This is a genomic window from Rubinisphaera margarita (assembly GCF_022267515.1).
GTDB classification, from domain to species: domain Bacteria; phylum Planctomycetota; class Planctomycetia; order Planctomycetales; family Planctomycetaceae; genus Rubinisphaera; species Rubinisphaera margarita.
On record NZ_JAKFGB010000014.1, the window covers coordinates 370,342 to 389,632 of the forward strand.

The window sequence follows — 19,291 nt, forward strand, 5'->3', positions numbered from 1 at the left end:
ACTGCTGTTCGCCTGGCTCGCACGGAATCACTTTGCTTAGGGATCTGGCCCCCCGAAAAGGTTCCGCAACCGCGAAGGGATGTTCCCCCCGGAAGCCGTTCGCGACAATTTGCACCGGGGCGGCAATTGTTTCGGCGCAGCGGATTCCATATGCTCTCCCGCTCGTGCCGGTTCACTGTGTATAATGAGCCGGTCGCCGCCGGAATGGCCTTTGCAGTGAAGACGCCTGTCCCGCGGCCGCGGTTGAAACCGCGAAAACGCAGCATGCCGGAATTCCCGGCATCTCGGCAGTGAGTCGACCGCCACGCCCTGATCAGACCCTGCATTCACAGTTTTTTGCTCAGCTGAGCACTCGAGGAATTGAATGGCCGCTTCCGGCAGTTCGAAGAAAAAAATGGGACGGATGGACCGTGAGTTCATTCGCAACTTTTCGATTATTGCGCACATTGACCACGGCAAGAGCACGCTGGCCGATCAGCTGCTGCTCAAAACGGGAGCGATCTCGCAGCGCGAGTTCAAGGATCAGATTCTCGATGATCTCGCCATTGAACGTGATCGCGGAATTACCGTAAAGGCCCACGCTGTGGCGATTCGTCACGAGCACAACGGGCAGACGTACGAACTGAACCTGATCGACACGCCCGGTCACGTCGACTTCCATTATGAAGTCTCCCGCTCACTGGCCGCCTGCGAAGGAGCTCTCCTGCTCGTCGATGCTTTTCAGGGGGTACAGGCTCAAACGGTGGCCAACGCTTACGCCGCTATCGAAGCCGATCTCGAAATTATCCCGGTCGTCAACAAAATTGACCTGCCGGTGACGAGGATCGACGAAGTTCTGGATGAAGTCGAAACCGTGCTTGGACTCGATCCGGAAACGGCACTGAAAGTCAGTGCGAAAACCGGTCAGGGAATCGAAGACGTCTTCAAGGCGATCATCGAACGGGTTCCTCCGCCGGAAGGTCGCGTTGAGCAGCCGCTGCGAGCGCTGATCTTCGACAGCAAGTTCGACAGTTTCCGCGGTGTGATCATCTATATTCGACTCGTTGAAGGGGAGATCACCAAGGGAGACAAGATCCGCTTCATGCGAACCGGCGGCGTTCAGGAAGTGATCGAGATTGGTCAGTTCGTTCCGAAAATGACCTCGTGCGATTCTCTCGCCGCTGGCCAGGTCGGGTACATCATCACCGGGGTCAAGCAGCTGGAAGAGATCAAGGTCGGCGATACGGTTACGCAGGAGAACCGCCGGGCTCCAACCGCTCTCCCGGGTTACCGCGAGCCGCAGCAGATGGTGTTCTGCGGGATGTATCCGATTGAAGCGACCGACTTCGAAAAGCTGCGTGACGAGCTCAGCAAAATGAGTCTGAACGATGCGAGCTTCTCGTTCGCTCCGGAAACGAGCGATGCGTTGGGCTTCGGTTTCCGCTGCGGATTCCTCGGCATGCTGCACATGGAGATTATCCAGCAGCGGCTCGAGCAGGAATCCAACATCGATCTGATCCAGACCGCGCCGAACGTGACCTACGAAATTCTGATGCGAGGCGGCGAGGTCCTGAAGCTCGACAATCCGCAGGACGTTCCCGATCCGGGAAGCATCGAAGAGTTTCGCGAACCAATCGCTCGTGTGAATTTCATCGTGCCGACCAATAACATCGGCATTCTGATGCAGATGTGCGAAGACCGTCGCGGCAACTACATCAATACCGAGTATCTCGGTCCCGACCGGGCCCAGGTGGTTTACGAACTGCCGCTCGCGGAAATTATCTACGACATGCACGACCGGCTGAAGTCCGCGACCCGGGGTTACGGGACGATGGACTACGAAGTCATCGGCTACAACGCCGCCGATCTGGTGAAGATGGACATCCTCGTGAAGGCGGTCCGGGTCGACGCCCTGGCGACGATTGTGCACCGCAGCGTTGCTGATAAACGCGGCCGTGGTCTGGTGAAGCGGCTCAAGGAAGAGATCTCCAAGCACCAGTTCGAGATCCCGCTGCAGGCGGCAATCGGTGGAAAGATTATCGCTCGCGAGACGATTTCGGCGTTGCGGAAGAACGTGACCGCGAAGTGTTACGGCGGCGACATCACGCGAAAGCGGAAGCTCTGGGCCAAACAGAAGGAAGGGAAAAAGCGTCTCAAGCAGTTCGGTCAGGTCGAGATTCCGCAGAAGGCTTTCCTCTCTGTGCTCGAAGCCGGCAACGACGACTGATCGGACCAGTGGTGAACAACTCGTGTACTGGAGTTGGCAAATTTACAAATTTTTGCTTGCCAACTTGACACGCGGTTGTTAAACCATTCAGTGAAGATGATCGCCCGGGACTCTGGAAGAGTCTCTCAGCCTCGTCGACGGTCATTCTTCTCGACTTGCAATCGTCGTTAGAGACGAATGCATCATCCAAGGTTGGATCCACCACAGTTACTGAAAGTGGTTAGAGAAAGGATGCTCCAATGCTAGTGCTTTCCCGTCGTGCCGATCAACAGATCGTCTTTCCCAATCTCGACGTTCGCCTCACCGTACTTCAGGTGAAAGGCAAAGTTGTCAAACTTGGAATTGAGGCTCCGAAGGACGTGCCGATCCTTCGCCCCGAGACCTGCGATGACCTCCAGTTCCCGTCGGGCGTCCGCCTTGAGCAGTCGTCGATCGACCGCCATCAGCTGCGAAATCATCTGAACGCCATCAATCTCGGATTGAGACTGTTCCAGAAGCAGACCGAAGTGGGCCGCGGCCAGGAAGCCGAAAAGACCATGCAGCGGGTCATTGAAGAGCTGCAGAAGCTGGATTCCGAAATCGGACAGGCCAAAAGCAAAGTCAAGTCGGCCGGGATCGCCACGACAACGCGACTGCTGGTTGTCGACGATGACGAGAACGAACGGACGCTGCTTTCCGGTCTGCTCAAGATGCACGGCTTCGAAGTCAACACCGCAGCCAACGGTCTGGAAGCCATGGACTTCCTGTCTCACAACGAACTGCCCGATTACGTGCTGCTCGATATGAAGATGCCCAAGGTCGACGGCCCGAGTATGCTTCGCCAGATCCGCTCCGACGATCGGCTTGCGAACGTGACCATCTTCGCTGTGAGCGGCACCTCGCCGGATGATCTCGGCATTGAAGGTGGAATCGCGGGCTGGTTCCCGAAACCCCTCGATCCGGAACGGTTGATCAAGGCCATGACCAAAGGTCACCCGGCCGCGAACTCCGCGACCGCGCTGATGTAACGCCAGCGTTCCGGGCTCCGTTCGGGCTGACGGATCTCGGACGAACGTGTTCTTACGCTGTCGCTCGTTCTGCCGATCGATTTTCGCGACGGTGGAACTCTCTGGAGATGCGATGGCCACGACAAACTGTCAGCTGATTTACTGCACGACTTCCTCGGTGGAGGAAGCGAAACGGATTGGACGCACGCTCGTGGAGGAGCACCACGCGGCGTGCGTCAATATCCTGCCGCAGATGCAGTCGATCTATCGCTGGCAGGACGATGTCGAAGAAGGTTCCGAAGCCGTCCTGATCGTTAAGACCACGGCTGTGCATGCGGAGGCGACCATGAGCCGCATGAAGGAACTCCATAGCTACGATTGTCCGGCCCTGCTCTGCCTGGACATTGCGGCGGGCGATGGAGACTACCTGGAGTGGCTGCGAACAAACGTCGGCCGCGGCTAGCGCACAGATCGCTCTGCGAAACGATCGCGACAGCTTCACCTTGAACGGGCTGCTCTCGTGCGGCGATGCACGCGGGCGTTTTGCCGAGAGGGGAACGATTTCGAAATCGTCTCGCCTTCTCATTTGCGGCCTGTCTTCAGCTATCTATGATGAGCGGCGACAGAGGTCTGTCTGTCGAATCCGTTCAATCGATCACCGGTCCGCGCGCCTTTTACGACGAAAGAAGTCCCCATGAGTGAAACGAGCACCGTCAGCGTCGGCAAGTCTGCCCCGGCATTCAATCTGAATGCGTTCCCGAAAGGCAAAATCAAGCTCAGCCAGTTTAAAGGCGAGAAGAATGTCGTCCTGTACTTCTACCCGAAAGACGACACGCCCGGCTGCACGACCGAAGCCTGCTCATTCCGCGATAATCTCAGCACGTTCGACCAGGCCGACACCGTTGTTCTCGGCATCAGCCCGGATTCCGTTGAGTCGCACGAGAAATTCACCGACAAGTTCAGCCTGCCCTTCCCGCTCCTCGCCGATGAAGACCATGCGATCGCCGAGAAGTATGGCGTCTGGGTCGAAAAGAACAGCTTCGGGCAGAAGCGGATGGGCGTGCAGCGTTCGACCTTCCTGATCGACAAAAACGGAAAAATCGCTGCGATCTGGCCGAAAGTCAAAGTCGATGGCCATGTCGAAGAGGTCGCCGCGAAACTGGCCGAACTGAAATAACATCAGAAAACGTTGATGAAAAACCGCACGTCTTCGGAGGTGCGGTTTTTCACTGCAATCAAGGGTGTTTCGCGGTCTCCCGAGTTGACTCCCGGTATTCGTGACCTAGGTTTCAGCGAGGGAAAATCTTAGCGAAAGTCCAGCCGTGCGAACGCTCTTCAACCAGATCCGATCCTTTCTCAGGAACGACGACGGCCCCACGGCTGTGGAATACGCCGTGATGCTGGCCGCGATTCTGATGGTCCTCATTGGCACGGTCCGTCAGATTGGCTCCGCGAGCGACGGCCTGTGGACGAATAACAATCAGCAGATGGAAGATGCGGGCATGAAATAGAGCATCTTCTGGCTCTCTTCAGTCCCTCCGGTTTCCTCAGTCGGCGAGCCGCACGCTTGGCCAGAGGCTGGGATCGTGCGAAACCGGAAACTTCTCCCCGACACCAAACTGCAGCGTGCCGAATTCTTCGTCATGCAGTCGATAGTAGAAGCCCAGTGACGGGACATTCTTCGGATCGAATCCTTCCAAAGCCGAACCTGGAATCCAGCAGCTGACCTTGTAGCCGTCTTTCGACCGACTGCTTACCGTGGGCAGCTCATCCGGCGACGCCAGATCCGTTTTCTCGTTCACTCCCGGTAGATCGATCTCAGTCGCGGCCGCTGGCTGTTCGCGTTTGAGCCGCAACGCCGGGGGAATGACCACAAAATGATGGCAGAATCGACTGGCCCGGTGCACCGATTTCATGTCGCGGGTGTCGATGAAGAACTCAAAATGCTCCCCGGCGGCTGGTTCCGAGATCGTCTGCGGTCGAGCCGGCTGTTTCTTCCCGGTCACTTCGATCTGCAGGCCGATGCCGCGCGAATTCCAGGCCATTCGCACGATCAGCGGACTGGCAGCCGTTCCCGGCAGGAAGGCCAGTTCCGGCAGTGCAAAGGCGAAATCGGGATGGTTCCTCTTCCTGATCTCCGCATCCATTGTTTCATCCAGCGGGATGTCGCAGGTTGCCTGAAAGTAGAATTCAGCCGGAATCAGCAGGTTGGGAGAGTTTTCAGCCATGTTCAGGCGGTTCGCCTCAAGGGAGATTCATGAAGAAGCATTCGGAGCTGGTACGATTCTAGACGCTTCGCGGGGGGCGGAAAACAGCCGGCGGACAAAAGACACCCGACCCGCCGAACTTGGCTGTCGACGGCGGGAAATCGTGGCTCTTGGGGTAATTATGAGAAGCCTGCGAATCATTTCGGGGTGATATTGCTTATTTTGTAGACTCTACTTATCCTACACGCTCATTTGAGAGCCACTTATTGAGGCTCCGCCCCGGTGCCGTCTGCCTGTCAGATGCGCGTTGAAACACTTGGATTTCGCCCCTTCGAATCGCGATCCGTACCGTTCCACAGACACGCCCTTCACCAGACAAACGATCAAAGCCCATGGATGAAGCGATTAGCTCGGCTGCGAAGATTCCACGACTTTCCTCGACAATTACGCGACGCACCTGTTCACTGATGGGTGTGCAGATTGTCGGGACCGGTTCGTATGTTCCGTCGAACGTCGTCACCAATCTGCAGCTACAGGACCAGTGCCCCGGTTGCGATCCCGATTGGATCGAGCAGCGGACAGGCATCAGGGAACGGCGAATCGCCGGGCCGGACGAATCGACCTGCGATCTCTCGGTCGCCGCCGCTCAGAAGGCGATGGCCCAGGCGGGAGTCTACGCGAAGGATGTGGATCTGCTCGTCGTCGGCACATTCACGCCGGACTACCACTGCCCCTCGACGGCCTGTCTGGTGCAGGATCGTCTGACGCTCGATGCACCGGCGTTCGATATCTCAGCCGCCTGTTCCGGCTTCATGTACGCCGTCACCACGGCAGCTCAGTACGTCGCGACCGGCAATTCCAAGCTGGCCCTCGTCATCGGAGCCGACTGTAACTCGCGGATCGTCAATCAGACGGATCGCACGATCGCTCCGTTGTTCGGCGACGGAGCCGGTGCGGTTCTGCTGGCTCCCGGAACAATGGAACAGGGTTTCAAATCGTATCAACTGGCTGCGGACGGCAGCGGCTGTGCGATGCTCGATCGTCCGGCTGGCGGGGCAAAGCGACCTGTCGATGTCGCGGCTCTGGAAGCGGGCGAGCATTTCCTCCGCATGGATGGCCGCAACGTCTTCAAGTGGGCCGTGCGAACCGTCGCCGAATCGATCGAAGTCGTGCTCGAATCCGCGCAGATGACCATTCACGACATCTCCCTGCTCGTGCTGCATCAGGCCAATCAGCGGATTATCGACGCCGTCGCCACGAAGCTGGGGATCAGTCCTGATCGGATCTTCAATAACGTTCACAAGTACGGGAACACATCGGCGGCATCGATTCCGCTCGTGCTCGACGAAGCCAATTCGCTCGGCATGATTGAACGGGGCGATACCATTCTGATGTGCGGCTTCGGAGCTGGCCTCACCTGGGGAACTTCGCTCTTCGTCTGGTAAGCCCGTCTTATTCTGTTTCGTCGTTCTCGACAAACGCTTTCAAACTGGCGAGGGCTTGATCCCACTGCTTCGAGATGCGGTCGAGGGCCTGCCGAGCTTCGTTGAGTGCTTCCGGCTCCAGCTGAAACAGATTCTCGCGCCCCTGTCGCACGCCGCGAACGAGGCCCGCTGTCTGCAGGACGAGCAGATGCCGCGTGATCGCCTGCCGCGTGAGAGGCGAATTCTCCGCGAGCCGCGAGATCGAAAGAGAACGCCCTTCGCTGAGTTTCGCCAGCAGCTTCAGACGTGTTTCATCTCCCAGAGCCGCGAAGATGGCGGCCTGCTGTCGGTCAGACTCGCGGGTTGGTTTACGGCGACTTGATGACATGCTTCTGGATGTTCTTGACCTGTTCGGCCCAGCCCCCTTCGTTCATGCGAAAGGCTTCATCGCGGCGGGCGGCTGGGATGTTGTCGAAGCCTGACTCGATGACCGTGAGTCTCGTACCGGTCGGAATGGCATCGAGGGTGAACTCGACCAGCGTCGGCTCTTCATGAGAGTAATCGACATCAGGATCCACGGCATAGGGATGCCAGTAGAACGAAAATCGCTCTTCCGGCTTCATCTCGTTGACCGTGACTTCCATGACGACATGCTCGTAACCGGGATAGGTGACGTTACCGCGCGTCCTCTCGCCTGGTTCAAACGGCTTTTCGAGATTCACTCCAAACCATTGTCCGAATTCGAGATGGTCCGTCAACGCCCGCCAGACCCGAGAAACCGACGCCTGAAGGTCAATCTGCTTCTCAATACGATCCGTACTCGACTCTACCATGGACGCTCTCCTGAAAAGGGTAATACGCAATGAATATGTTGCATGTTACCGTCGCAGTGAACAGGCGGCAAGAGAAACGTGCCAGGCGAGATCAGTGAGTCGACGAAGCGTCAGCCGCGTTACCCCGCTGGCTTACTCGAAGCGAGCGGAAGTGGGCCAGCTTTTCGAGAAACCGCTCGCGATCGAGTTCGTCGATTCGGTCGAGCGTGAGCGCCAATTGAATGCGAGCGATTGCGGCCGCCTCTTCCCCGGCTTCCCAGAGAGCGAGGGCGTACTGGTACTGGACGACGGGAAGTTCAGGAGAAACCTGGGCCGCACGATGCCAGAGGGTAAGATCGTTCCGCCACACGGGAAGTTGTTGAATGGACAGCACGGAATAGCAAAACACGACGGTCCCGGCGATTCGGGCAGTGGTCGGAAACGAAAGCGGCTGCAGGCGGCAGCGGTGCTGGATCAACCGCCAGAGAGACTCTACTCCCGCGATCACAACGGCGAAGAATGGCACGCTGCTCAGATAGAGATAACGATCATTCATCAGCGTGGTGAGCGGAAACAGATTGAGCACGGGGACAAGAAAGGCCAGCGCGGTCGCAGCGGCAAACAGAACCAGCGGCTGCCTCCGTCTCTGGCACCAGAGCCATGTTCCGAGTCCGATCCAGCTCAGGCTGCAGAGGATCATCAGCAGGGTGATCCCTTCTATCGGCGGGTCGTACAGAATCGCCAGATCGGTTGGCCAGAACATCATGCCGACATACTTCCAGAGCAGCACGGAATCGAGGCCAAGAATTTCCAGCTTGCTCAACCCGAGATGATGCCGAATCCCGCCGGTCTGCGAGTTCTGTGACCCAGCCGTGAGGACAATAAACCAGACGGCGAGCAGGCCCGGAATGAACTGTCGTGAGAGCGAATCAGAGAACGACTTCCGTCGCACGATCCAGTCGTAAACGAAGACGATCCCGGGCACGACAACTGCGAGAGCTTTGCTGAACAGCGCCAGCAGGAAGATGAGAATTCCCGCGTACTCGTCGCGTTGTGTCCGATCCTGTTTCAGCCAGTAGAGCAGCGAGAGCAGAATGAAGAGCGAGGAAAGCAGTCCCTTGCGGGCGGAGATCCAGGCGACCGATTCAATCTGCACCGGATGCACGGCAAACAACAGCGCGACCAGAAGTGAGAAAACGTGGCGACCCGTCAGCTGTCGCACGAGCAGAAAGACGAGCACCGCGTTGGCAGCGTGCAGCACGATGTTGGTCAGATGATAGCCGCCCGACCAGGTCTGCCAGAGTGAGAAGTCGATCAGGTAGGAGAAGATCGTTAGCGGAGCAAAGTTGCGTGTGACCGTTTGGGTGCAAATGCCGTACAGGTTCTCCAGCGACCAGCTCTGAACGAGCGGATTGCGATGGATGTACCACGGGTCATCCCAGTTGACGAAGCCGTATGTGACCGAGATACCAAACACGGCGGCCACCATGCCGACGATCAGCAGGATGGCCCGCCGGGTATGCCGGGTCCAGTCGATCGATGCGTTCGCTGTATCTGCTGTCGCCATTACCGCTCCGAGATCGTCAGGAAAGTGCCGTACACAAACCTAGCTCGAAAACGGACCGGATCAGCCAGCACGTGATGCGGAAACGCAACAACGCTGCCGGCATAAGCGGTGCAACTGGTATTAACGCTCTTCAGCAGACACGGACATTCGTTCGTAAGGCAGTCAACTGATTCGACAGGGTGGCCCAGGCATTCCTGTCTGTGCGTCATTCGACGCCGAATGCTGTAGTCGGCGGCCCTGATAGTCGAGCTATCAGGGCCGCTTGGACGTTCGGATCTCATTCGCCAGAAGACTCTGACGTTTAGGAGAAGAGCATCTGCAGGTCTTCGGCGGTCAGATTCTTCAGCAGGCGACTGTTCTCGGAGAGGATGGCGTCGGCCAGTTTGCGTTTGCTTTCCTGGAGTTCGGCAATCTTCTCTTCGATCGTTCCCTGAGCGATCATCCGGTACGCGAAGACGTTTTTTGTCTGCCCCACACGGTGAGCCCGGTCGATGGCCTGGGCTTCGACAGCCGGGTTCCACCACGGGTCGAGCAGGAACACGTAGCCGGCGGCGGTCAGGTTCAGACCCAGACCACCCGCCTTCAGACTGATCAGGAACACCGGAATGTTCGGGTCATCCTGGAAGGTCTGGACAACCTCGTCGCGGTTCTTGGTGCTGCCGTCGAGATAGGCGAACGGAATATCGTTCTTCTGCAGATGATGCTTCACGATCGCAAGCAGCGACGTGAACTGCGAGAAGACGAGCGTCTTGTGCCCTTCGTCGATCAGTTCTTTCAGGTGGTCGACAAGCACTTCGATCTTGGTTGAGGGCTCATCGATCTTGCTCGAATCGAGCAGAGCCGGGTGACAGGCCGCCTGCCGCAGTCGCAGCAGTGCTTCGAGCACATGCATCCGGGTCTTGCCGAGTCCCTGTTCGTCGACCAGCGACAGAATCGACTGTCGGTAATGATCGCGAAGCTCGTCGTAGAGTTTGCGTTCACTGGTCGAGAGTTCGCAACAGAGCGTCTGCTCGACGCGATCCGGCAGATCGGCTGCGACTTTCTCTTTGGTTCTTCGCAACACGAACGGCTTCAGACCGCTGGCGACGGCATCGGTCAGACGTGTGGTGTCGGTCTCGCTGCTGAGCGATTTGAACACCGAACTGCGGCCGAGGAGTCCCGGATTGAGGAACTCGAAGATCGACCACATGTCGCCGAGGTGGTTCTCGATTGGCGTACCACTCAGGGCCAGTCGCTGGCGGGCCTTGAGCAGTCGTGTTGCTTTCGCGATCTGCGAACCTGGATTCTTGATCGCCTGAGCTTCATCCAGAATCACGCAATCGAACCGCATGTCTTTCAGCGGCATGATGTCCCGACGCAGCGTCGCATAGGTCATCAGGATGATGTCGGTATCCGCGAACTGCGTACGGAGACTGGAGCGTGCGTTTCCGGAGTATTCCAGCGATTTCAGGTGCGGTGTAAATCGTTCGATTTCGCGACGCCAGTTGAATAGCAGCGACTTCGGCACCACGATCAGAGTCGGATCGTGCTGTTCGCGTTTTTCGTAGCGCTGGGCCAGAAAGGCCAGAATCTGAACCGTCTTACCGAGACCCATGTCGTCGGCCAGACAGCCCCCGAACTGAAATTCTTCGAGGAACTTCAGCCAGCCCAGACCTTCCCGCTGGTAATCGCGGAGTTCACCCTTGAACGAGCCGGGTTCCCTGTCCTGTTTGACACCGTTGAAATTCGCGAGTTTGTCCCGCCAGCTGAGGAATTTCTCGTCGTAGTCGACGTGTTCCTGCGTGGCCAGCAGGGCATCGACCAGAGCGGCCTGAGAGCTGGAGAACCGCAGGGACTCCCCTTCGGTTTCCGCCAGACTGAGCAGGACGCCGAATCGTTCCTTCCACTCTTCGGGCACGAAGCCCAGGGTGCCATCGGACAGAGTGATGGCGCGATCGCCACGAGCCAGAGCGGACAGCAGCATCGGGATGGAAACGCGGGCGGATCCGTATTCGACTTCCCCGTCGACATCGAACCAGTCGATGCCGGATTCAACGCGGAACGCCACTTCACCCGGCTGACGAAACGGCTTGTCGTCCGAGAGAATGTCCCAGCCAGATTCGAACAGTTCGCGCAGGATGGTCGTGAAGTCCCGCAGCGGAACCTGGACGTCGTGCTTGTTGCCGCCGCGATCGTCGATTCGCTGCATGCCGAGTGACTGCAGTTGAGCCCAGTGACGTTGTTCTTTGGGCAGGTCGCGGACGATGCAGGCCTGCTCGTCGTGGAGCGGGATTGCCCAGCTGTGCGTCGACCCGCGAACGATCATTTCGTCGTAGAGGAATTCGACGTCGGCCTGAACCCGGTCGCGGGGCATGCCGCCCTTGAGTGTCGGCGTCATCAACTTCAGACGTGGGCTCGGATCGACCTGACGTTCTTCGAGCTTCCATTTCTCGGGCAGATCGAGTCGCGGCACGCTGGGCAGGGTCATCAGTTCCTGAACGACTGCCGGACCGTCGTCGTCGGGGAAGATCGGCAGGTCGTGATTGCGATGCGACCGAATCCACTCGTAAACAGCGAAGTCTTCGAGCAGTTCGAGCGAGCGTTCCCGGAAAACCCAGCCGCCTTCGACAACGAGTTCGGTATCGTTGAGTGAAAGGACGTCGTCTCCGCGATCGAGCCGTGGCTGAATTCGCCACTGCTGTGTGTCCGACTCGCCGGGAGCGGTGACACGCTCCATGGCCAGGCTCAGTTCCCACGGTTCGCCCTCGTGGAATTGAATCGGTTCGGACATCTTGCCGTCTTCGTACAGCAGGCGCAGTCGACCGGTGGAACACATTCTCGGCAGCAGGTTCAGACACAGCGAATGCGTCATGTGGAATCGATGCGGCAGATGCTGACTCAGCGAACTGCCGGCGATTGTTTGTGTTCCCTGCCGCTCCTGAATTCCGCCGAGCAGATGGGCGAGAATTGCGCGGTCGTCGGCTTCCGGCAGATTCTCCAGACCGCCGGCTTTCAGCTTGAGCGGTTTGATCTTGCCCCAGCCGCCGGTTGTTCGCCGCTGACACTCCACAATCTGAAGCATCAGATGGCCGGACTTCCAGCTTTCGATGACATCGATCTGGTAGGTGATCTCGTAGGAGGTGGGCTTGGTCTCGTTCGTGATGTCGCGAACGCGGAGTCGATCGCGCAGGCCCTGCAGCTTCTGCTGCCATTCGGGCATCTTTCGCTGCGAGGGACGCTTCTCCTTCGTCGTCGTGCTCCCTCCGCTTTTCCGCGAGAGATTGATCGGAGGGAAATAGGCGTCGTCTTCCGGTTCGTCGAGATCCCAGTCTTCGTCGGCAATCGGCGGCGGTTCGGGAATGAACGGCGGAATGTGGCCGGCTTTGGGAGTGCCGGTCATGTAACCCTGTTCGTCGAGCAGAAGAATTGTGGCCCAGACGTACTTCGTTGTCGGCGCACGTTTAGTGCCAGCCGTTGAACTGCACGACATCTCCAGACCGGTTTCCGTCCGGTGCAGATGAATCTGATGCTCGGCTCCATCGCGTACCACGGCATACACATCATCAGGAGTAATGTGCGAAATGCTGACGCGGCCACCTTGTAAATACGCTGCTCCCCGAAACCGGACATCAGCCCGGAACTGGGATTCCATCATGTCGGCTAACGACACTATCACCTCCGGAAACTCTGGGATCCTCCAAGAGTCTCTGACTTATGACTCCGTCTCCAGAACCGACGACAGCGAACAAACGTGCCGTCAATTTTTGGAACTGAGAGACCTAATTAAACAGAATTCACGCGTCGGACTCGCACCGCGCGTGAACGGGCAAGCGTATCGAGCGGACGCTGATTTGAACAGAGAACCTCCCGGAGAAATCGCGGGCGCGGAATCGATGAACTTTGATGCTTGCCGGCTCCACGAATCCACAACGGCGTTAACCGGCGAGAAACGCCCGCACGAGTTCGGTCAGCTGATTGATCTCAATCAGGAACGCATCGTGTCCGTACGGGCTGGTCAATTCACAGAAGCTGGCGTGTCGTCCGGCACTGATGAGCGCGGACACCAGGTCGCGACTTTGCGAGGACGGAAACAGCCAGTCTGTTGTGTATGAGGCCACCAGAATCTCGGCTGTGGATCGCTTCAACGCCTGCTGCAGACTTCCGTAAGTCTCCCGCATGTCGAAGTAATCCATCGCCTTCGTGAGGTACAGATAACTGTTGGCATCGAAGCGTTCGACGAACTGTTTGCCCTGATAGTGCAAATAACTTTCAATCTGGAACTCGGTCTCCCGCATCAGATCGAAAGCGAGATGATCGCTGTCCTGCAGCCGTCGGCCGAACTTCTTCTCAATCGACGATTCAGACAGATACGTGATGTGGGCGATCATGCGGGCCAGCGCCAGGCCGAAACGCGGTCCCGTTCCCGGCTTATTGCGGATGCCGCTATCCGCGCTGAGAGCGTTTTCGGCATCGACCGTGGCTTCCACGTTTCCCGTACTGTAGTACTCGCCGTTGCGGAATTGTGGATCGGCATAGATCGCCCGGCGTCCGACCGCGTTGAAGGCGATGCCCTGTGCCGAAAGATTCGCAGCCGAGGCGAGTACGATCGCCTTGTCGATGTTCTCCGGATCCTGAGCAATCCATTCCAGAACCTGCATGCCGCCAAGGCTGCCACCGATGATGCCGGCCAGCCGCTCGATTCCGAGATGAGCCACCAGTTCACGGTGCACGCGGACAATATCGGCGATGGTGATGAACGGAAACGTTAGCCCGTACGGTTCGCCCGTTTCCGGGTTGATGCTGCTCGGCCCGGTCGTTCCCTGACAGCCGCCGAGGACATTGGCGCAGATAACGAAATATCTGTCGGTATCGATTCCGCGTCCAGGGCCAATGAAGTCATCCCACCAGCCCGGCTTGCGATCATCGAGCGAATGTCGTCCAGCCGCGTGTGCGTCTCCGGTCAGCGCATGGCAGATGAAAAACGCGTTGTCCTTTTCCGGCGACAGTTGGCCGTAAGTCTCGTAAGTCACCTGGATCGGACCGAACTCGTTCCCGCCGGCCAGTTGCAGGCAGCGCGGTGCAGCACACAGTTCGACCTGCCGGGGCGTGACCAGACGTGTCTCGTCGGTCGAGCCAAAGGGAGTCGATTCAACGACGTCCTGGGTCGCGGTTCGTGTGTCGGAGTCCGTCATTTCGCCAGAGCGTATCGCACAAGAAGGGGACAGAGGTTGGAGTGAAGGTTATGATAGGCATTCTGCAGACAATTATCGAATCAGTTTCCGCAGACGACCAGTCTCAAATCTTGTTCAGGAAAGGACCCGGGATGCCAGACGAGTCGACTCCGACGACCCGCTTGATCGTCATTGAGCGTACTCCGTGGTTCAGCTCCGGTCTTCGTCGTGAATGGAAAGGGCTGCCTCACACGGTTCTGTTCCGCGATCGTTACGATCCGCAGGATTTTTCGGCCGATCATCGCAGGCAGTCGGTCCTCGTCGATCTCGATACGCTTCCAGGAGAGGGCCTCAAGGCGATCGATCGACTGACGAACTCCCGGAGAATGCCTGTGGATTTCCTGGTTGTCGTGCTGAACTCGGGCCAGCGAAATCGTGCGGCGGAGCTTCTGTCGCTGGGCGTGGTCTGCTACTTCGTCAAGCCTGTTCCTGTTTTCGAGGTTGCTCGAAGCTGCCAGAGGCTGCTGGAATCGGAAGAATCTTCGGTCGGCGAGCATTGAATTGACTATTGCTTGCGCGTCGATCCAAGGTATAATTGACATTACGTGACAGGGTTTTTCCGCTGGAGTTGCGCGCGGATTTCGACCTGTACACCCACGCCCTCCCGGACATTCCCGCCTGTAACACAGCCCCCGCCGGCATCGCTGAAATTGCGATGCGATTCTTCGACACCACACGATAATCGCGGGGTTGGATTGCAAACGTTTTTCTCCTCGTTGGATACCTCTATGCGCTGTGGATTTCTGACATTTTTGAATACGACACGCCGATTTCGGTTTCCGCAGATTCTGTCGCTGGTCGCCACCACGACGGCTCTGAGCGGACTGTCTCCGGTTTACGCTCAGCATGCGTCGATTTCAAAGTTCACGCAGAACCAGTGCCTCGATTGCCATACGGGCAAAGAGTCTGAAGCGGGCTTTGATTTGTCTGCACTGGGAACCGATCTGAGTGATCATGCGACCTACGAACGCTGGGTTCAGGTCTTCGATCGTGTTGAAGCGGGCGAAATGCCGCCGAAGGATTACGCGGAAGTTCCGCAGAAAGAAAGCAAGGCGTTTCTTGGTCAGGTCTCGTCCTGGCTGACGAAAGCTCGGGAAGAGCAGGTCGCCCACGAAGGACGCGTTCGCGGCCGTCGGCTCAATAATTTGCAGCTGGAGCGATCTCTGCACGATCTGCTCGGCATCGACATTCCACTGGCTGTCCGATTCCCCGAGGAACAGCGGACCGAAGGGTTCACGACCGTGGCCGAAGGTCAGACGATGTCTCATTTTCAGCTCGAGAAACATTTGAACGTGGTGGATCTGGCGCTCGACGAGGCCTTTCGCAAGGCATTATTTGAAGACGACCGTCCCCTCCAGAAACTGGATGCGGATAAGATCGTGCGCCGTAATCCGAAATCCCGGACCCGGGAGCCGGAACTCATCGATGGTCTGGCTGTCACGTGGTCGGGTGGTGTGACATTCTATGGGCGCATTCCCGCAACCACGGCTCCAAAGGACGGCTGGTATCGTTTCAAGGTTCGTGCCAAGGCATTGAAGATTCCTGAGAACCGCGAAGGCATCTGGTGCACCGTTCGTTCGGGGCGTCAGATCTCAAGCTCGCCGATTCAGAAATGGGTGGGGGCCTTCGAGGCGACCGACGAGATTCAGGAATGGACTTACGAGACCTGGCTTGAGAAAGGCGACATGCTGGAGATCCGTCCCGGTGATGTGACGCTGAAAAAGGCGCGCTTCGCAGGCGGACAGGTTGGGACTGGTGAAGGTGGGCCTCAAGACGTTCCTGGCATCGCCATTGAATCGATCGAGATGCAGAAGATCTTTCGGGATTATTCTCCCGACGACGCCCGCCGTCTGGTGATCGGCAAGCTCGGTCGCGAATGGGACAAGAAAGCCAAACAGCATCGACTTGTTACGGAGAACCCGGAAGGCGATCTGACCGAGCTGTTGCATCGCTTCGCGGAACGAGCATTCCGTCGACCTGTTGCCGTTGAAGAAATTCAGCCCTACATCGATCTGGCCCGTCAGTCGCTCGGACAGTCCGACGATCTGATCCTGGCTCTGCGTCATGGGTATCGGGCCCTGCTCTGTTCGCCGAAGTTCCTGTATCTGCCGGAAGATCCGGGCCAACTGGATGATTATGAAATCGCCAGCCGTCTGAGTTACTTCCTCTGGAACAGTGTGCCGGACGAAACGCTGCTCAAGCTGGCCGAGCAGAAGAAGCTCTCACAGCCCGAAATTCTGGATCAGCAAGTCGACCGGATGCTGGCCGATCGCCGGGGGCGGGAATTTGTTCGCGACTTTACCGCGGACTGGCTCGACCTGAGTCAGATCGATTTCACGGAACCGGATCGCCGTCTGTACCCGGAATTCGACGTGATCGTACAACAGTCAATGGTCGAAGAGACCGTGGCCTTTGTGCAGAACATGCTCGACAAGAATCTGTCGGTGAAACATCTGATCGATTCGGACCATACCTATCTCAACAGCCGTCTCGCCCGGTTTTACGAGATCGATCGGGAACTGAGTGATGAACTGGTTCCGGTTAATCTGAAAGCGGAGGACAATCGAGGCGGGTTGATCACTCAGGGGGCTATCCTGAAGGTGACGGCCAACGGCACGACGACTTCGCCGGTGATTCGGGGCGTGTGGATTTCCGAACGCATTCTCGGCATTCCGGTTCCCCCGGTTCCGGCGGGAGTCCCGGCGATCGAACCAGACATTCGCGGCGCCACGACCATTCGTGAAATGCTTGAGAAGCATAAGTCAGATGCGAGTTGTGCCAGCTGTCATGTGAAGATCGATCCTCCGGGATTCGCTTTGGAAAACTATGATCCTGCTGGACAATGGCGGGATGCGTATCCGAAAGGACAAAAAGGGAAACGCGTTCCCGGAACGCCCGTGAACAGTGGCGACGAACTCCCGGACGGACGCGCCTTCAAGAACCTTGAGGAGTTCCAGGAACTCATCGCCTCCGACCCCGAAGGGTTGGCGCGAAACGTCGCCGAAAAATTCATCACTTGTGGAACAGGAGCGGCCATCGACTTTGTCGATCGCGATGAAATCGAAGCCATCGTCGCCAGCACCGCGGATGACAACTATGGACTGCGATCGATCCTGAAAGCCTCGATCACCAGTTCGCTGTTCGTCACCAAGTAGTTCAGGACGACCTCAGCAACCGAACGGTTCGCTGTCTCCATACATCTCCAATAATGAGGACAACATTATGAGTCACTCAGTCAATTTCAGCCGAGGCCGCCATCTCAGCCGTCGTGCCGTGCTCCGCGGAGCCGGCGTGACCATGGCCCTGCCCTGGATGACCGCAATGGATCGCGTGTTCGCCCGCGAAACCAAACCGGCTCAGCCGCAGCGTTTCGTCGCGATGACCCTCGGTCTTGGTCTGCTGGGCGAGAACCTCAACCCGACGCAAACGGGCCGGGGTTACGAACTCAGCCCCTATCTGAAGCCGCTCGCTCACCTGCGAGACCGTTTCACCGTTGTTTCCGGCAGTTCTCACCCGGAGGTCTTCGGGGGCCACCGTGCGGAAGCCAGCATTCTGACTGCCAACCCGGCCGGGGCATCGGGCAAAGCCCGGAACACAGTTTCGGTCGATCAGTACATGGCCAAGTATCTCGGCATGGAAACCCGTTTTCCGTCACTGGTGCTGAGCAGCAGCGGCAGCGAAAGCCCTTCCTACACCGAGGGCGGTGCGATGATTCCCGCCGAAAGCTCTCCGTCGGCTCTGTTCCGTCAGCTGTTCATCAACGATTCCGAAACGGATCGGAAGCAGAAGGCGGCTCGCGCTCAGCAGGGGCAGAGCATTATGGATCTTGTGGCCGATGACACGAAACGCCTGAGCCGCAAGCTCGGAGCGGGCGATCGTCAGCGGCTCGATTCCTACCTGACCAGTGTGCGCGATCTTGAAAACCGACTCGCGGAATCGGAAGCCTGGGCGAACCGGCCGAAACCGGAAGTCGACATGCCAATTCCCAAGGACATTGGCAATCGGAACGACTTCATCGGCCGTCAGCGGCTCATGAACGACATGATTCGTCTGGCTGTTCAAACCGACTCGACTCGCTTCATCACCTACCATCTCGGTGGGTCCGGCGGTGTCGTGCCACTGGAAGGCGTCGAAGAGGGATACCACTCGCTGAGCCACCACGGACTCGACGAAGAGAAGCTGGCTCAGCTTCATTTGGTCGAGGCGGAAATTATCCGGGCCTGGGGAGACTTCCTCGAATCGCTCAGTTCGATCGAAGAACAGGGGCAGACGCTGCTCGATCAGACCACCGTCTTCCTGACCAGCAACCTGGGCAACGCCTCGAATCACAGTAACAAGAACATGCCTGTGCTCCTGGCGGGTGGACAGTTCGACCACGGTCAGCACCTGGCCTTCGACCAGAAGAACAACTATCCGCTGCCGAACCTGTATGTCAGTGTGCTGCAGCAGCTCGGACTTCCTGTCGATCAGTTCATGACGAGCACTGGAACAATGACCGGACTGAACTTCCGAGCGTAGGTTGCGGAGGCAGAATGGATTGACATAAGATGGCGATGTGACGGGCTTTACCTCCGTTGCATCGCCATTTTTCTGGTCTGGATGTGGACGTCCACAATTCCAGCCCCCTTAATAAACGGTTCATCGCCCGCTTTGCGTTCGCACGAGGTTCCCTGTATAACTTGTGCTCGACTTCCCGTCGCCAGCGAGCCATTTTCTGGATTTTCGGCTGCTTCAGCAGGCTGTCATCGCAGAAGGTTCGCCTAGAGTCAGGCGGGTGTGCGCGGATCCTGCGATTGTGTCACGAAGTGCTCTGACGTGCTGCCAGGACCGCTGAATCTCACCATTAAACGAAGAGTTGTCACGTCGAATAAGGTTCGGA

15 protein-coding genes are annotated in these 19,291 nt (G+C 57.8%); 9 read left to right on the forward strand and 6 right to left on the reverse strand.

The genetic code is table 11. The annotated features are described in order from the left end of the window. The first annotated feature begins 364 nt into the window (after nucleotides 1–364). From lepA to L1A08_RS14375, 5 genes are all read left to right on the forward strand, one after another. Nucleotides 365–2,206, forward strand: a complete 1,842-nt coding sequence (gene lepA, locus L1A08_RS14355; RefSeq protein ID WP_238757131.1) for a translation elongation factor 4 — start codon at nucleotides 365–367, stop codon at nucleotides 2,204–2,206. A gap of 239 nt (nucleotides 2,207–2,445) precedes the next feature. Then, entirely contained in the window at nucleotides 2,446–3,213 is a 768-nt protein-coding gene (locus L1A08_RS14360) for a response regulator (protein WP_238757132.1), read from the forward strand. Between the two features lie 112 nt (nucleotides 3,214–3,325). Continuing rightward, nucleotides 3,326–3,655, forward strand: a complete 330-nt coding sequence (gene cutA, locus L1A08_RS14365) for a divalent-cation tolerance protein CutA (protein ID WP_238757133.1) — start codon at nucleotides 3,326–3,328, stop codon at nucleotides 3,653–3,655. Between the two features lie 231 nt (nucleotides 3,656–3,886). Further along, entirely contained in the window at nucleotides 3,887–4,369 is a 483-nt protein-coding gene (gene bcp, locus L1A08_RS14370; RefSeq protein ID WP_238757134.1) for a thioredoxin-dependent thiol peroxidase, read from the forward strand. Between the two features lie 145 nt (nucleotides 4,370–4,514). Further along, nucleotides 4,515–4,703, forward strand: a complete 189-nt coding sequence (locus L1A08_RS14375; protein WP_238757135.1) for a Flp family type IVb pilin — start codon at nucleotides 4,515–4,517, stop codon at nucleotides 4,701–4,703. Between the two features lie 36 nt (nucleotides 4,704–4,739). On the opposite strand, the gene L1A08_RS14380 is transcribed toward L1A08_RS14375, so the two are convergent. Next, complete coding sequence (locus L1A08_RS14380; RefSeq protein ID WP_238757136.1) at nucleotides 4,740–5,420, reverse strand: hypothetical protein; 681 nt, start codon at nucleotides 5,418–5,420, stop codon at nucleotides 4,740–4,742. Between the two features lie 371 nt (nucleotides 5,421–5,791). Here L1A08_RS14380 and L1A08_RS14385 point away from each other — a divergent pair, with 371 nt between their 5' ends. After that, nucleotides 5,792–6,844 (forward strand): beta-ketoacyl-ACP synthase III, encoded by a 1,053-nt coding sequence (locus L1A08_RS14385; protein WP_238757137.1) that lies wholly within the window; start codon nucleotides 5,792–5,794, stop codon nucleotides 6,842–6,844. Nucleotides 6,845–6,851: 7 nt separating this feature from the next. Here L1A08_RS14385 and L1A08_RS14390 read toward each other — a convergent pair whose 3' ends face one another. The 5 genes from L1A08_RS14390 to L1A08_RS14410 all read right to left on the reverse strand — a co-directional run bounded on the left by L1A08_RS14390 (nucleotide 6,852) and on the right by L1A08_RS14410 (nucleotide 14,373). Beyond that, nucleotides 6,852–7,211 carry an ArsR/SmtB family transcription factor gene (locus L1A08_RS14390; protein ID WP_238757138.1) on the reverse strand — a complete coding sequence of 120 codons (360 nt, stop codon included), beginning with the start codon at nucleotides 7,209–7,211 and terminating at the stop codon, nucleotides 6,852–6,854. Next, nucleotides 7,192–7,656, reverse strand: a complete 465-nt coding sequence (locus L1A08_RS14395) for an SRPBCC family protein (protein ID WP_238757139.1) — start codon at nucleotides 7,654–7,656, stop codon at nucleotides 7,192–7,194. The genes L1A08_RS14390 and L1A08_RS14395 overlap by 20 nt, the downstream gene beginning before the upstream one ends. A gap of 91 nt (nucleotides 7,657–7,747) precedes the next feature. After that, nucleotides 7,748–9,202 (reverse strand): hypothetical protein, encoded by a 1,455-nt coding sequence (locus L1A08_RS14400; protein ID WP_238757140.1) that lies wholly within the window; start codon nucleotides 9,200–9,202, stop codon nucleotides 7,748–7,750. Between the two features lie 301 nt (nucleotides 9,203–9,503). Then, entirely contained in the window at nucleotides 9,504–12,851 is a 3,348-nt protein-coding gene (locus L1A08_RS14405) for a DEAD/DEAH box helicase (protein ID WP_238757141.1), read from the reverse strand. A 265-nt stretch (nucleotides 12,852–13,116) separates the two neighbouring features. Further along, complete coding sequence (locus L1A08_RS14410; RefSeq protein WP_238757142.1) at nucleotides 13,117–14,373, reverse strand: homoserine O-acetyltransferase family protein; 1,257 nt, start codon at nucleotides 14,371–14,373, stop codon at nucleotides 13,117–13,119. A gap of 131 nt (nucleotides 14,374–14,504) precedes the next feature. On the opposite strand from L1A08_RS14410, the gene L1A08_RS14415 reads away from it, so the two are divergent. The 3 genes from L1A08_RS14415 (at nucleotide 14,505) to L1A08_RS14425 (ending at nucleotide 18,930) form a co-directional block, all read left to right on the forward strand. Next, nucleotides 14,505–14,912 carry a hypothetical protein gene (locus L1A08_RS14415; protein ID WP_238757143.1) on the forward strand — a complete coding sequence of 136 codons (408 nt, stop codon included), beginning with the start codon at nucleotides 14,505–14,507 and terminating at the stop codon, nucleotides 14,910–14,912. 228 nt (nucleotides 14,913–15,140) lie between these two features. After that, nucleotides 15,141–17,567: a DUF1592 domain-containing protein gene (locus L1A08_RS14420; RefSeq protein WP_238757144.1), complete on the forward strand. Its 2,427-nt coding sequence runs from the start codon at nucleotides 15,141–15,143 to the stop codon at nucleotides 17,565–17,567. Between the two features lie 67 nt (nucleotides 17,568–17,634). Then, nucleotides 17,635–18,930: a DUF1552 domain-containing protein gene (locus L1A08_RS14425; protein ID WP_238757145.1), complete on the forward strand. Its 1,296-nt coding sequence runs from the start codon at nucleotides 17,635–17,637 to the stop codon at nucleotides 18,928–18,930. Nucleotides 18,931–19,291: the final 361 nt, after the last annotated feature.

Coding starts and splice junctions, on each gene's coding strand:
- lepA (WP_238757131.1), top strand. CDS start 365: ATGGCCGCTTCCGGCAGTTCGAAGAAAAAAATGGGACGGATGGACCGT.
- L1A08_RS14360 (WP_238757132.1), top strand. CDS start 2,446: ATGCTAGTGCTTTCCCGTCGTGCCGATCAACAGATCGTCTTTCCCAAT.
- cutA (WP_238757133.1), top strand. CDS start 3,326: ATGGCCACGACAAACTGTCAGCTGATTTACTGCACGACTTCCTCGGTG.
- bcp (WP_238757134.1), top strand. CDS start 3,887: ATGAGTGAAACGAGCACCGTCAGCGTCGGCAAGTCTGCCCCGGCATTC.
- L1A08_RS14380 (WP_238757136.1), bottom strand. CDS start 5,420: ATGGCTGAAAACTCTCCCAACCTGCTGATTCCGGCTGAATTCTACTTT.
- L1A08_RS14385 (WP_238757137.1), top strand. CDS start 5,792: ATGGATGAAGCGATTAGCTCGGCTGCGAAGATTCCACGACTTTCCTCG.
- L1A08_RS14390 (WP_238757138.1), bottom strand. CDS start 7,211: ATGTCATCAAGTCGCCGTAAACCAACCCGCGAGTCTGACCGACAGCAG.
- L1A08_RS14395 (WP_238757139.1), bottom strand. CDS start 7,656: ATGGTAGAGTCGAGTACGGATCGTATTGAGAAGCAGATTGACCTTCAG.
- L1A08_RS14400 (WP_238757140.1), bottom strand. CDS start 9,202: ATGGCGACAGCAGATACAGCGAACGCATCGATCGACTGGACCCGGCAT.
- L1A08_RS14410 (WP_238757142.1), bottom strand. CDS start 14,373: ATGACGGACTCCGACACACGAACCGCGACCCAGGACGTCGTTGAATCG.
- L1A08_RS14415 (WP_238757143.1), top strand. CDS start 14,505: ATGCCAGACGAGTCGACTCCGACGACCCGCTTGATCGTCATTGAGCGT.
- L1A08_RS14420 (WP_238757144.1), top strand. CDS start 15,141: ATGCGCTGTGGATTTCTGACATTTTTGAATACGACACGCCGATTTCGG.
- L1A08_RS14425 (WP_238757145.1), top strand. CDS start 17,635: ATGAGTCACTCAGTCAATTTCAGCCGAGGCCGCCATCTCAGCCGTCGT.